This is a genomic window from Pseudomonas sp. Marseille-Q5299 (genome assembly GCF_943737035.1).
Lineage (GTDB): Bacteria > Pseudomonadota > Gammaproteobacteria > Pseudomonadales > Pseudomonadaceae > Aquipseudomonas > Aquipseudomonas putida_E.
Genome location: NZ_CALSFR010000001.1, coordinates 432321 through 444664, shown reverse-complemented (window position 1 = coordinate 444664; position 12344 = coordinate 432321). Strand labels below are relative to the sequence as shown.

Annotated in this window: 13 protein-coding genes; 5 read left to right on the top strand and 8 right to left on the bottom strand. The window is 60.3% G+C overall.

Annotated elements, in window-relative coordinates; genetic code table 11:
* Positions 1–51: 51 nt before the first annotated feature.
* Together NGJ21_RS01915 and NGJ21_RS01910 are read left to right on the top strand one after the other, a co-directional pair.
* Positions 52–1173, top strand: coding sequence for a DegT/DnrJ/EryC1/StrS family aminotransferase (locus NGJ21_RS01915; protein ID WP_119687575.1), 1122 nt, complete (start codon positions 52–54; stop codon positions 1171–1173).
* 14 nt (positions 1174–1187) lie between these two features.
* The gene (locus NGJ21_RS01910) at positions 1188–1871 is read left to right on the top strand and encodes a WbqC family protein (protein WP_231386169.1); all 684 of its coding nucleotides are present in this window, start codon (positions 1188–1190) and stop codon (positions 1869–1871) included.
* A gap of 3 nt (positions 1872–1874) precedes the next feature.
* Here the strand turns inward: NGJ21_RS01910 and NGJ21_RS01905 are convergent, their stop codons facing one another.
* Genes NGJ21_RS01905 through NGJ21_RS01885 form a run of 5 tightly spaced genes read right to left on the bottom strand, consistent with a single transcriptional unit; the run spans position 1875 to position 5752 of the window.
* Entirely contained in the window at positions 1875–2603 is a 729-nt protein-coding gene (locus NGJ21_RS01905; protein WP_119687573.1) for a class I SAM-dependent methyltransferase, read from the bottom strand.
* Between the two features lie 2 nt (positions 2604–2605).
* Positions 2606–3385, bottom strand: a complete 780-nt coding sequence (locus tag NGJ21_RS01900; protein WP_125924507.1) for a phytanoyl-CoA dioxygenase family protein — start codon at positions 3383–3385, stop codon at positions 2606–2608.
* Positions 3386–3392: 7 nt separating this feature from the next.
* Entirely contained in the window at positions 3393–4172 is a 780-nt protein-coding gene (locus NGJ21_RS01895; RefSeq protein ID WP_119687571.1) for a class I SAM-dependent methyltransferase, read from the bottom strand.
* Complete coding sequence (locus tag NGJ21_RS01890; protein WP_251961729.1) at positions 4165–5088, bottom strand: glycoside hydrolase family protein; 924 nt, start codon at positions 5086–5088, stop codon at positions 4165–4167. The genes NGJ21_RS01895 and NGJ21_RS01890 overlap by 8 nt, the downstream gene beginning before the upstream one ends.
* Before the next feature lie 7 nt (positions 5089–5095).
* Positions 5096–5752 (bottom strand): acetyltransferase, encoded by a 657-nt coding sequence (locus tag NGJ21_RS01885; RefSeq protein ID WP_251961728.1) that lies wholly within the window; start codon positions 5750–5752, stop codon positions 5096–5098.
* 116 nt (positions 5753–5868) lie between these two features.
* Between NGJ21_RS01885 and NGJ21_RS01880 the strand changes: the two genes are divergently transcribed.
* From NGJ21_RS01880 to NGJ21_RS01870, 3 genes are all read left to right on the top strand, one after another.
* Positions 5869–6717: a phytanoyl-CoA dioxygenase family protein gene (locus NGJ21_RS01880; protein ID WP_119687568.1), complete on the top strand. Its 849-nt coding sequence runs from the start codon at positions 5869–5871 to the stop codon at positions 6715–6717.
* Between the two features lie 224 nt (positions 6718–6941).
* On the top strand, positions 6942–7808 hold the full coding sequence (locus NGJ21_RS01875) for a 2OG-Fe(II) oxygenase family protein (RefSeq protein ID WP_039602838.1): 867 nt from the start codon (positions 6942–6944) through the stop codon (positions 7806–7808).
* Positions 7805–8527, top strand: coding sequence for a TylF/MycF/NovP-related O-methyltransferase (locus NGJ21_RS01870; RefSeq protein ID WP_012315576.1), 723 nt, complete (start codon positions 7805–7807; stop codon positions 8525–8527). Before NGJ21_RS01875 ends, NGJ21_RS01870 begins: the two co-directional genes overlap by 4 nt.
* Before the next feature lie 104 nt (positions 8528–8631).
* On the opposite strand, the gene lpdA is transcribed toward NGJ21_RS01870, so the two are convergent.
* The 3 genes from lpdA to NGJ21_RS01855 are packed head-to-tail and all read right to left on the bottom strand — an operon-like array spanning position 8632 to position 12344.
* Complete coding sequence (gene lpdA, locus NGJ21_RS01865; RefSeq protein WP_251961727.1) at positions 8632–10011, bottom strand: dihydrolipoyl dehydrogenase; 1380 nt, start codon at positions 10009–10011, stop codon at positions 8632–8634.
* Positions 10012–10013: 2 nt separating this feature from the next.
* The gene (locus NGJ21_RS01860) at positions 10014–11285 is read right to left on the bottom strand and encodes a dihydrolipoamide acetyltransferase family protein (RefSeq protein WP_251961726.1); all 1272 of its coding nucleotides are present in this window, start codon (positions 11283–11285) and stop codon (positions 10014–10016) included.
* A complete protein-coding gene (locus tag NGJ21_RS01855; protein WP_012315573.1) occupies positions 11286–12344 on the bottom strand; it encodes an alpha-ketoacid dehydrogenase subunit beta in 1059 nt (352 codons plus the stop codon).

The following is a 12344-nucleotide window of genomic DNA, read 5'->3' as shown; positions in this document are numbered from 1 at the left end:
GCCTGAACAACACAAGGCCGGCCAACGCCGCCAGCCGCAGGAACACCGCTCATGAATGGTCGGCCCCCCGTTTTCGTGACCCAGCCCGCATTGCCCGAGCTGGAGGCTTTCTTGCCATACCTGCGGGAAATTTGGGACAGCCGCATGCTGACCAATGGCGCAGCCATGCACCAGCGACTGGAAGCGGCGCTGTGCGCTTACCTGGGCGTGGAACACATTTCGCTATTCTGCAACGGTACCCAGGCGCTGATAACGGCGTTGCAGGCGGCCGGGCTCAGCGGTGAGGTGATCACCACGCCGTACTCCTTTGTTGCCACTGCCCATTCGCTGCTATGGAACAATCTGACGCCGGTGTTCGTCGATATCGACCCGCACACCCTGAACCTAGACCCGGCACGCATCGAGGCGGCCATCACCGACCAGACCACAGGCATCCTGCCGGTACACTGCTATGGCCATCCCTGCGATGTGGAGGCGATACGCGCGATTGCCGAGCGCCATGGCCTGCAGGTGATCTATGACGCGGCACATGCTTTTGGTGTTCAGGATACAAACGGCAGCCTGCTGCGCCACGGCGACCTCGTGACCCTGAGCTTCCACGCTACCAAGGTGTTCAGTACCTTCGAGGGCGGCGCTGTCATCTGTCGCGACGAGGCGACCAAGCGGCGCATCGACCAGTTGAAGAACTTTGGTCTGTCTGCCGACGGAAGCACCGTAGAACTGACCGGCACCAACGGCAAGCTCAGCGAAATTCACGCAGCCTTTGGCCTGTTGCAACTGGAGGGCCTGGATGAAGCGCTGGGGAAGCGGCGGCTGATCGACCAGCGTTATCGCGAAGGGCTTGCGGGGATTGCGGGTATTCGCTGTATCGAGGGCAGGGGCGAGGCAGTCGCCAATCATGCGTACTTCCCGATACTGGTAGGGCCTGAGTTTGCTCTTGGCCGTGATGCGCTGTTCTCGCACCTCGCCGCTCACGACATTCATGGGCGGCGTTATTTCCAGCCCCTGATCAGTGGCCTGCCGATGTACCGTGGGTATCCATCGTCCAGCGCCGACAACCTGCCGGTAGCGCATCAGGCGGTGGAGCAGGTGATCTGCCTACCGATCTATCCTGACCTGGATTTCGGCACCGTGGACTTCATTGTCGGTTTGATCGCCGGGGCCGGTGCATGACCAGGGTGGCGATCATGCAGCCGTACCTGTTTCCCTACATTGGCTACTGGCAACTATTGAAGGCCGCAGACTGCTTCGTAGTCTACGATGACGTCAACTTCATCACGCGGGGGTGGATCAACCGCAATCGCATCCTGATTAACGGGGCGCCAGGGATGATCACGCTGCCGTTGTTGCAGGCCTCGCAAAACCGCAAGATCAACGAAATAGAAATTGCACCTGCTGCTCAGTGGCAACGACGCATGCTACGCAGCGTGGAAATGGCCTATCGCAAGGCACCCTGTTTCGATCAGGTATTTCCAGTGATCGAGCATATTCTGGCGCACGAAGACAACAACCTCGCGGGTTTTCTGAGTCATCAAATTCAGGTGTTGGCCAACTTCATGGGCCAATCGACGCGGCTCGTTACCAGCAGCCAGGTCTACGGCAACGCTCAACTTACGGCGCAGGCGCGGATTCTGGATATCTGCCGCCATGAAGGTGCAACCTGCTATATCAATGCCCAGGGCGGGCGCTCGCTCTATGAGCCGGAGAGGTTCGCCGACGCCAATATAGATCTGCGTTTCATCGGTATGCGGGTACTGGCCTATCGCCAACGCTGCGAGGGTTTCACACCGTACCTGTCGATCATCGATGCCCTGATGGAGGTTGGCGCCGAGGGCATCGGGCCGCACTTGGCGGCCTACGATTACCTCTGAGGTTCAAGCCTGGCAGACTACATAGATACTCGCAGTGAGGTCCGGGTATTTCATGCCCATCTTGTAACAGCCTTCGAAGAACGCCTGGTCGATGATGCCGGCACGCAAGGCTGCATCGAACTGAAAGTTGGCCATCGGCTTGAACAGGATGCCGCCGCGCTGGGTCACTTGGAAGCCGGCCTGTAACGCCTCGTGCTCAAGTGTATCGAGGCTGTAGGTGCAGCGGTGGCCGTGCTTGCGCTCGCCATCGGTAACAGCCGCATTGAAGTCGATCAGCCCCATGCCCACCGCGATCTGCCGTGACGCCGCATTGGCATTGGGCACGACGATGAACAGCCGGCCGCCCGGCGCCAGCCACTCGCGTATCTTCTTGAGTACCGGCTGTGGCTCGGTGAGATGTTCGAGGGTATGGATCAGGAAGATGTTGTCGAACCGACGCTCCAGGGTAGTGTCTTCGAACCGACCCAGGATGAATGTTGCGCGCGCATCGCCAACGTTCTTGCGGGCGACTTCGATCAGGTCGGTGGCCCCTTCAAGCACGGTCACGTCATCGAAGACCTGCAGCAACTTTTTGGTGAACTCGCCGTGATAGCATCCCATTTCCAGCGCATTTCCAGGGCGAAACTGCCCGTTGAGCGCCTTGAGCATGTAGTCGCGGTGGATGTAGTCGAAATCGTAGGCGTACAGGCGGTTTTCCGTGTCCTGGTACTCGGTGTTCAGGTCGCGTGACATGGTTAACCCTGGTTGGAGTGATACATGCGCCTGGCCGGTGGCTGATACCACTCGTCCAGCGTTGCGGGTACCCGCGCGTTATAGCCGATGACCTGGCGCATCATCGGGTCGAGGTTTGGCCCCAGGTCATAACCCAGGGCCCGCGGGTAGTCGAATTGCTGCTTGATGAACGGCTTGGAAAACATCGGCGTGACCGAGCGGCGCACCCGGTCGGTAACGTTGCTGCCGCCGGCGTGCCAGACATTGGAATTGAACATCAGGATGCTGCCGGCCGGGGCGATAGCCTGTTCGGCGTGGGCCATGAAATAGTCGTCAGTCGGCTTGGCTTCGGCCTTGTGCGAACCGGAGAGCATCCAGGTCGCGCCATTGGCGGCGGTGAAGTCGTCGAGCATCACCAGTGTGTTCAGCAGCAACGGCATATCACCGGAAAAAGAACGGATATCCCGGTGAACGCGCTGGGCGTAAGACTGGCTGTCGCGGGTGTTGATGGCCCCGCCATAGGAGTTGAGGATGAACTGCCCACCGAAATAGCGCTCGATGAAGGCATAGATAGGGTAGGCCTTCAGGCAGTCGAGAAAACTGCCAAACTGGCCGATCAGGTGGTGCACGGTGTAACTGGTGTCCTGATCGATGCCGTTCTTGATCTGGTAGTCGCGGCAGATTGCATAGGCCTTGTGGATGTCTTCACGCATCTGCTCGACGATAGCGATCGGGATGGCGCTCTCGAAGATAACCCAGCCTTGCTCCGCCATGCGCCGGTCGAATACCTCGCTGGAAATCATGGGCGCTTCACCTGATCGTGACGATGCATTTGGAGGGGTACAGCTCGCACTTCTCCAGGGTGTATTCGGAAGGGGTGAAGACTTCTTTGAAGGCCAGTGCTTCGCCGGGTGCTTGAGCCCATGTCAGCTCGTCCATCAGTAGCATGCTGCCGGAAACCAGGTGTGGCTTGATCGCCTTGAGCGCTGCCAGTGTCGGCTCGTACAGACCCATGTCGAAGTAGGCGAAGGCGACGATGGCCGAGCCGTTGTTCTTGAAGAATTCGGGCGCGGTCTGACAGACGTCCCCCGCAACCAGTTGATGTACTCCGCGCTTGTGTCCCAGCACGTTGTTGCCTTCGTGCACCTGCAGCAGTTCGCTCAGGTAATCCTTGTAGCTGGCTTTGGTGGAGTAGGAGTTCTCAACCCACACACCGCTTTCCTTGCAGTCTTTTTCACCCGGTGCGCAATAGCCTTCAAAGGTGTCGAAGCCGACGATCTGCCGCTGTTTGTTGAACGGTTCGTACATGGCCCTCAGGTTTTCCAGCAGCACCAGGTTGTGGCCGTACCAGGTGCCAAACTCGCAGATCATCCCCGGGATATGCTTGAAGCGTTTGTACAGGTCGCTCAAGACGATGAACTTCACCAATACTGAGCTGCGGGTATACAGGCCGATATTGAAAAGCACGTCGTCGTCAGAGAGCGGGCTGTTCAGGTACATGTCGCGCAACTTGTCACGAAAGGCGTACTGCAAATCCGATGCGGTGGATTCGAGTTTGTAGACTTCGTTTTGAAGCTGTTCGTTATTCATCATCACTCCACTGGGCCAGGCCGAAGCCGCTGGTCCCGAAACGGTTGCCGTTGTACAGCATGTAGGTGCGCTCGCCGCTCTGGAAGATGAACGGGTAGCAGGTCATCAGCGAGTCCCAGCCTTCGGCTGACGGTGCGATACCCGCATCGTCATGGCGGGTCCAGGTCCTGCCGTCGGGCGACTCTGCGTAGCGGATGCGGTACGAGCCTGCGCCGTTGCGGTAGTCCTGCGATGCGCGGGAGCAGTACCACATCTTGAAAATCCCGTTTTCCTTGATGACGCAGGGGCGGGAAAAGGCTTCGGTCTCAAAGCGCGATTCCAGGCATTGCGGCGCGAAGCGGGTGAACTCGAATCCGTCTTTGGATTCGGCGTACTTGATCACGTACAACGGCTCGTATTTGCCGTCCACCTCCAGCCAGCGTGTACCGGACACGTACCACATCTTCCACAGGCCTTGGTCGAACAGCACGGTGGGCGTCACGGCCAGGTAGGGCTCGGTTGCAGTGCGATCCATGATCGGGCCTTCGAACAGTTTTTCGAAGTGCAGCCCGTCATCGTCAGAAACCGCGACGCCCATGGCATTGTGGTAGGGCACGGTCAGGCGCTGGTTCCACCCGCTGTAGTACAGGTAGGTGCGGCCATCTTTTTTCAGGGCGTAGCTGGGCATCACGCCTTCGTCATCGAAGGTGCCGGGGGCGCCGAAACCCAGGCAAGGTTCTCGGTGGCGGGCCACGACGGTGCGCGGGTCCTGCTTGTCCAGGTCTACCGCGTAGCACAGGCTTTTGCCTGTGCTATTGCGGGTGGAGATGAATACCCGAATCACATCGTCCAGCACCAGCGCGGTGGGCACTTGGGCGTGGGAGCCGACCCAGTCTTTATCAGGGTCGAAGGTTCTACCGAGTTTTTTCCAGGCCATGCTCTACCTAAAAATCCAGTTCCTGACTGCTCTTTACCGCGCGCGCGGGTGCGCCGATGTAGAGCTGCCAGGGTTGAGTGTCTTTTGAAATCAGCGCACCCATGGCGACGCAGGTACCTGCGCCGATGGTGCAATTGTTGGTGATGGTCGCGTTGACGCCGAACCAGGCGTAAGGCTCGACCAGGCAATGCCCGGAGAGGACCACATGGGAAGCAAAGAACACATGGTCGCGGATCTCGCCATGGTGGCCGATGTGGTTGCCGCTCCACATCACCACATTGTTGCCGATGGTGGTGAAAGGTTGCAGCGTGTTGTCTTCGAGAATGAAGCAGTTTTCACCGATGACGTTGTCGTTCACCGTGGCATTGGGGCTGACATAGCTAATGAAGTCGTAGCCCTTTTCCTTGCCCTGAATGTACACCGACTCACGCAGGCGGTTCATCTTGCGCCCGGTCATGGGGGCAAACAGCTTGTAGTGGGTGCTTGGGAAATAGTCCTGCAGGGTTTCGAAAGGCACCACCGGCAGCCCTTCGAACATTCTCGATTCCGGCAGGTAGCGTTCGTGCACGGTAAAGCCGACCACGTCCACTGCAGGGTCTTTTTTCAGGTAGTAGTGCGCCAGTTGGGCGGTGTCCAGCACTCCGAAAATGACAACTTTTGGCATCAGGGTATCCAGGGTGTTCGAGGATGAGTCAGGTCAACCGGAGCTGAGCGTACGCTGTGTATACTGCTGGCCACGATAGCACCTCCGCTTGCGTAACAAAAAAGGGCACCGGGCCGATGGGAAAGATTCTTGATCGAAATCAAATCCGCTTTTATCGCGAGCAGGGTTACTTGGTTGCCGACGGCATTTTCGACCCGCTTCATCTCGATGAAACCCTTGCCCACTTCAATCTGGCATTTGCCCAACAGTTGGACCGCATGGCTCTGCCTGTCGCTGGTGGCCCTACCCTTGAAGCCCTGCACCTGAACATGGCCGCACTGCTGGGGGCGAGCGTTCCTCTCTATCTGGCGACGCTGCGCATGTGCTCCAAGCTGTACGGCGTCTACCGGCTGATGACCGCCGAGCGCCTGCGCGACGCAGCTGCCGACCTGGGCGTCGTCACTCCGTTGTTCCAGACCACCCCTGTGTTGCATCTGATGTCGAAAAAATTGGTGATCCCGGGAGGTTATCAGGGGTTCGACGTGCACCAGGACTGGACTTCAGTCCAGGGCAGCCTGGATACCATCACCACCTGGATCCCGTTCATGGACATCGACCCGCAGTTGTTCACCATGGAGGTGATGCCCGGCAGCCATTTGCTGGGCCTGCTTAGCGGCGACCAGGAACAGCATGTGTTGAGGGTCGACGAAAAGCACTTCAAGGAAGATGACTTCGTTCCTGTCTGTGTCGGCAAGGGCGGCGTTTGCTTGATGTCGAACTTCACCATTCATCGGTCTTCCCGTGAAGGGGATGAACGTTTGCGGATTTCCGTGAGTGGGCGCTATGAAAATGCCAGTGAGCCCACGTTCATCGAGCGTGAGTATCCGTTCACCCAGCACAAGACTATACAGCGCGGGTTGATTACCGAGCACTTTCCGAGCGTGGAACAGGTACGCGGCGTGTATGCCAGCGAAGGCCACCAATAGCCGACATATGGCCTGCATCGGCTGCACGCACGCTTAAAGTTTCCTGCCGGCATGCCGATCACTGAAGCACTGGATACAGGCAATGCACCTGTATCGCCGTGGTTGGAGTTCCCGCCCTCAGCGGCTGGATGCGTCGCCTTGCGTCCGCTTCAATCCATGCACCGCTGCCAGTCGACGTAGTTCGTGGTGGGCATTGGTCTCAATGAGGTCCTGAAGGGGCAAGTATGAATTTTTATGTCAATCAGGTGAAGAACAAGCCGGACTACCGGGGCTCGCTGTTCAGGGGTGATATCTTCCTGGAAACCGGCCTTGGCAATGCACATGAGCTGTGTGCATTGGCCCGGCAGAGCATCACCGCCGCCTTTGATGGCGAAACTGACCACCAGTCGCTGCACAAAATGATGCCGGTGGAGACTTTCGTAGAGCGCGTCACGGCGCTCAAGCGGCAGTTTACCAATGGCCCGCAGGCCAAGGCGTTGATCCGCGATTTCATTCGCGAGATTGGGGCCGACCCCAAGGACTATATCTTCGACGTGCCTCGTGTGCGTGTAGTGCCCAACTACGAATACCTGCATGCAGGTGTGAGTTACGCATACAAGCCCCACCGCGATACCTGGTACGGCAGCGTGGAAAGCCAGGTGAATACCTGGATGCCGGTGTACAGCATCGAGCCCGAACAGACCATGATGATCAACCCGGCCTATTTCGAGCGGCCGGTGCGCAACAGCTCCGCCGATTGGAGCCTCAATGACTGGATCCATGTGCAACGGCACAAGGCTTCGCAGAACATTACCGAAGAAACCCGGGTACACCCGGTGCCGCTGGAAGACATCGATACCAGCGGCGAACTGCGTGTGGCTGCCAACAGTGGCGAAATGCTGATTTTCTCTGGTGCCCATCTACACGGCACCGTAGCCAACTTCACCGACAAGGTACGGTTCAGCGTGGACTTCCGCCTGATCCACCTGCAAGACCTGCTGCATAAGCGCGGTGCACCGAACGTCGACAACGGTTGTTCGGATGCAGAGGCCGGCTTCAAAGACTTTTTCAATGCCAGCGACTTTTCGCAATTCCAGGGAGTTAACCCATGACCAAGCGTCGTCTGACTGCTGCCGAGGTCGAGTACAACGAAAAGCGCGCCAGCGTGCTGAGCCGTGTCGATGCCCAATACGTGGCTGATGCGCCGTTCGTGTTTGCCAACCGTATCGCCGTGACCGCTGCGCTTTCGCGCATCGAACTGTTCAAGATGGTGCAGGACATTCCGGGCGCTATCGTCGAGTGCGGCGTATACAAAGGCAACTCGTTGATGCTGTACATGCAGCTATCGATGATTCTGGAACCCTATGCGATCAACCGTTCGATCATCGGTTTCGATACCTTCGGCGGCTTTGCCAGCATCGATGCCGAGCAGGATCCAGCCGATATCAACGAAAGCATGTTCTCCGACACCGACGAGACCCTGATTCAGGACATGATCGAGGCCAACGATCTGATTCGCCCGGTCAATCGGATCCCGCGCTGCGAGATCGTCAAGGGCGACATTCTGGAAACCGTGCCTGCCTTTGTGAAAACCCGCCCCGATCTGGTAGTGGCCATGCTGATCCTCGACACGGACCTGTATTCGTCCACCAAGGTGGCGCTGGAGACTTTCCTGCCTTACATGCCTAAAGGCGCGATCGTGGTGCTGGACGAAGTCGCCTACCGCAACTTCCCTGGCGAGACTGCCGCGCTGCGTGACGTGCTGGATCTGAACAAGATCGAACTCAAGCGCCTGCCGTTCGATTCGTCGGTGGGCTACTTCCGCGTTTGAACTGATCATCAGCATGTCTGCAGGCCAATGCAGCATCGCCGAATGAAAAAAAGCCCGCAGCGCCGAGGGCGCTGCGGGCCAAATCGGCCGAAGCCGCTTCAGTGTCAGATGTGCAGGGCGTGGCCCAGCGCGCGCAATGCCGCTTCCTGCACCGCTTCGCCCAGGGTCGGATGAGCGTGGATAGTGCCCGCGATATCCTCCAGCCGCGCGCCCATTTCCAATGACTGGGCAAACGCTGTGGACAGCTCTGAAACCGCCACGCCAACCGCCTGCCAACCCAGGATCACGTGATTGTCACGCCGCGCCACCACGCGCACGAAGCCGGTTTTCGACTCCAGGCTCATGGCGCGGCCATTGGCGGCGAAGGGGAACTGCGCGACGATGCAGTCCAGCCCTTGCTGGCTGGCCTGTTCCGGGGTCTTGCCGACCACAACGACTTCCGGGTCTGTAAAACACACCGCTGCAATTGCGCAGGGCTCGAACCGTCGTGCCTTGCCGGCAATGATTTCCGCGACCATTTCACCTTGCGCCATTGCGCGGTGTGCCAGCATCGGTTCGCCGGCCACGTCACCGATGGCCCAGACGTTGCGCATGCTGGTCTGGCAGCGTTCGTCGATGGCGATGGCCGCACCGTTCATCTTCAGTTCGAGGCTTTCCAGATTGAAGCCGTGCGTGCGCGGGCGGCGGCCAACGGCCACCAGCACCCGGTCGGCCTCCAGGCGCAGCTGTGCACCTTGAGCATCGCGGGCCAGCAAGCAACCGCTGTCGTAACCTTCGACGCTGTGCCCAAGGTGCACAGCGATGCCCAGCTTCTTCAGCGATTCGGCCACCGGCGCGGTCAGCTCGCTGTCGTAGGTCGGCAAGATGCGCTCACGCGCCTCCACCACGCTCACCTGCGCGCCCAGCTTGCGGTAGGCGATGCCTAGCTCCAGGCCGATATAGCCGCCGCCAACCACCACCAGATGCTGGGGCAGTGTTCGGGGGGTCAGGGCTTCGGTCGAAGAAATGATCGGCCCGCCCAGCGGCAGCATGGGCAGTTCGACGCTGTTCGAGCCGGTGGCCAGCAGCAGGTGCTCGCACTGGATGCGCTGGCCATCGACGTCGACGTGCTTGCCGTCGAGGATCTTCGCCCAGCCATGGATGACCTTGACCCCGTGTTTTTTCAGGAGTGCAGCGACGCCAGTGGTCAGTCGGTCAACGATGCCGTCCTTCCAGGCCACGCTGCGGCCGATGTCCAGGCGTGGCGTGGAGACGCTGATGCCAAGTTCGGACGGCTCGGTGTAGCGGGATGTCTGATGGAACTGCTCGGCCACATGGATCAGTGCCTTGGACGGGATGCAGCCGATGTTCAGGCAGGTGCCGCCCAGCGCCTGGCCTTCCACCAGCACGGTGGGGATGCCCAGTTGCCCGGCGCGGATGGCGGCCACGTAGCCGCCAGGGCCGCCGCCGATGATCAGCAGGGTGGTGTCGATAGTCTGTTGCATGCTCACTCCACGAACAGGCAGGCGGGTTGTTCAAGCAGGCCACGTACAGCCTGGATGAACAGCGCGGCATCCATGCCATCGACCACACGGTGGTCGAACGAGCTGGACAGGTTCATCATCTTGCGAATAACGATCTGGCCATCGATCACCATCGGCCGCTCGACGATACGGTTGACCCCGACGATCGCCACTTCCGGTGTGTTGACCACCGGTGTGCTGACGATGCCACCCAAGGCGCCCAGGCTGGTCAGGGTGATGGTGGAGCCGGACAGTTCCTCGCGGCTGGCCTTGTTGTTGCGTGCGGCGCTCGCCAGCCGGGAAATCTCGCCGGCGTTGCCCCACAGGCTGCCCGCTTCGGCGTGGCGCAGCACCGGTACCATCAGCCCGTTGTCGCCCTGTGTGGCGACCCCCACATGCACCGCACCATGGCGGGTGATGACCTGGGCTTCGTCGTCGTAGGTCGCGTTGATCTGCGGGAAGTCGCGCAGTGCCACGACCAGGGCGCGGACCAGGAATGGCAGCAGGGTCAGCTTGCCGCGGCTGTCGCCGTACTTGCTGTTGAGCTCTTGGCGCAGGGCTTCGAGTGCGGTGACGTCGATTTCCTCGACATAACTGAAGTGCGCCACACGGCGCTTGGCATCCTGCATGCGCTGGGCGATCTTGCGGCGCAGGCCGATCACTTGCACCTGTTCGCTGTCGGTGCGTTTCGCGTAGCCGCCTGGCGCCTGGCCCGCAGGGCTCTGCGGCTTGCTGATGAATGCATCCAGGTCTTCGTGCAGGATGCGCCCGGCCGGGCCGCTGCCATGCACGTAACGCAGTTCGATGCCGGCATCCAGGGCGCGCTTGCGCACGGCAGGCGAGGCCAGAGGTTTTTCGTCGGCCTGGCGCGCCACGATCGGCGCGGCGGTGTGCGCCGAGACAGCCGGGCTGGCTACCGGTTGCGCTTCGACACGCGGTTCTGCCTTGGCGGCTGCTGGGGCTGCTGGGGCTTCTACCGGCTTGGCCTGCGGCACATCCACATGGTTGCCGCTGCCTTCCACTTCGATGCGGATCAGCTCGCTGCCGACCGCCATCACTTCACCCGGCTGGCCGCCCAGGGCCAGCACCTTGCCGCTGACCGGCGAAGGGATTTCCACGGTGGCCTTGTCAGTCATGACATCGGCCACCACCTGGTCTTCGGCGATCACATCGCCGACCTTGACGAACCATTCGACCAGTTCGACTTGCGCGATGCCTTCGCCAATGTCCGGCATCTTGATGACGTGCGTGCCCATTCAGACCTCCATGACCCGTTTCAATGCCGCGCCTACCCGCGAAGGGCCTGGGAAATACGCCCATTCCTGTGCGTGAGGGTAGGGCGTGTCCCAACCGGTGACGCGCTCGATGGGCGCTTCGAGGTGATGGAAGCAATGCTCCTGCACCAGCGCTACCAGTTCGGCGCCGAAGCCGCAGGTACGGGTGGCTTCATGCACCACCACGCAGCGGCCGGTCTTTTTCACCGACGCGACGATGGTGTCCAGGTCCAGCGGCCAGAGGCTGCGCAGGTCAATCACTTCGGCATCCACACCGGTTTCCTCGGCGGCCACCTGGGCCACGTAGACGGTGGTGCCGTAGGTCAATACGGTGACGTCGTTGCCTGGGCGGGTGATGGCCGCTTTGTCCAGCGGCACGGTGTAGTAACCGTCCGGCACGGCACTTTGCGGGTGCTTGGACCACGGCGTCACCGGGCGGTCGTGGTGGCCGTCGAACGGGCCGTTGTACAAGCGCTTGGGCTCCAGGAAGATCACCGGGTCATCGCATTCGATCGAGGCGATCAGCAGGCCTTTGGCGTCGTACGGGTTGGAGGGCATCACCGTGCGCAGGCCGCACACCTGAGTGAACATCGCTTCGGGGCTCTGGCTGTGGGTCTGGCCACCGTAGATGCCGCCACCGCAAGGCATGCGCAGGGTCAGTGGCGAGATGAATTCGCCGGCCGAGCGATAGCGCAGGCGCGCCATTTCCGAGACGATCTGGTCGGAGGCGGGGTAGAAGTAATCGGCGAACTGGATTTCCACCACCGGCCGCAGGCCATAGGCACCCATGCCCACGGCGGTGCCGACGATACCGCTCTCGGAGATCGGCGCGTCGAACACGCGCGACTTGCCGTACTTGGTCTGCAGGCCCTCGGTGCAGCGGAACACGCCGCCGAAGTAACCCACGTCCTGGCCGTAGATCACCACGTTGTCGTCGCGCTCAAGCATGACGTCCATGGCCGAGCGCAGGGCCTGGATCATGGTCATGGTAGTGGTGGCCATGGCGGTTTCCGGTTTGATGCTGTTGTTGTGGTCGTTCAT

Excerpts from the sequence above, each read along its gene's own strand:
- NGJ21_RS01915 (WP_119687575.1), top strand. The coding sequence starts at position 52 with ATGAATGGTCGGCCCCCCGTTTTCGTGACCCAGCCCGCATTGCCCGAG.
- NGJ21_RS01910 (WP_231386169.1), top strand. The coding sequence starts at position 1,188 with ATGCAGCCGTACCTGTTTCCCTACATTGGCTACTGGCAACTATTGAAG.
- NGJ21_RS01905 (WP_119687573.1), bottom strand. The coding sequence starts at position 2,603 with ATGTCACGCGACCTGAACACCGAGTACCAGGACACGGAAAACCGCCTG.
- NGJ21_RS01900 (WP_125924507.1), bottom strand. The coding sequence starts at position 3,385 with ATGATTTCCAGCGAGGTATTCGACCGGCGCATGGCGGAGCAAGGCTGG.
- NGJ21_RS01895 (WP_119687571.1), bottom strand. The coding sequence starts at position 4,172 with ATGAATAACGAACAGCTTCAAAACGAAGTCTACAAACTCGAATCCACC.
- NGJ21_RS01890 (WP_251961729.1), bottom strand. The coding sequence starts at position 5,088 with ATGGCCTGGAAAAAACTCGGTAGAACCTTCGACCCTGATAAAGACTGG.
- NGJ21_RS01885 (WP_251961728.1), bottom strand. The coding sequence starts at position 5,752 with ATGCCAAAAGTTGTCATTTTCGGAGTGCTGGACACCGCCCAACTGGCG.
- NGJ21_RS01880 (WP_119687568.1), top strand. The coding sequence starts at position 5,869 with ATGGGAAAGATTCTTGATCGAAATCAAATCCGCTTTTATCGCGAGCAG.
- NGJ21_RS01875 (WP_039602838.1), top strand. The coding sequence starts at position 6,942 with ATGAATTTTTATGTCAATCAGGTGAAGAACAAGCCGGACTACCGGGGC.
- NGJ21_RS01870 (WP_012315576.1), top strand. The coding sequence starts at position 7,805 with ATGACCAAGCGTCGTCTGACTGCTGCCGAGGTCGAGTACAACGAAAAG.
- lpdA (WP_251961727.1), bottom strand. The coding sequence starts at position 10,011 with ATGCAACAGACTATCGACACCACCCTGCTGATCATCGGCGGCGGCCCT.
- NGJ21_RS01860 (WP_251961726.1), bottom strand. The coding sequence starts at position 11,285 with ATGGGCACGCACGTCATCAAGATGCCGGACATTGGCGAAGGCATCGCG.
- NGJ21_RS01855 (WP_012315573.1), bottom strand. The coding sequence starts at position 12,344 with ATGAACGACCACAACAACAGCATCAAACCGGAAACCGCCATGGCCACC.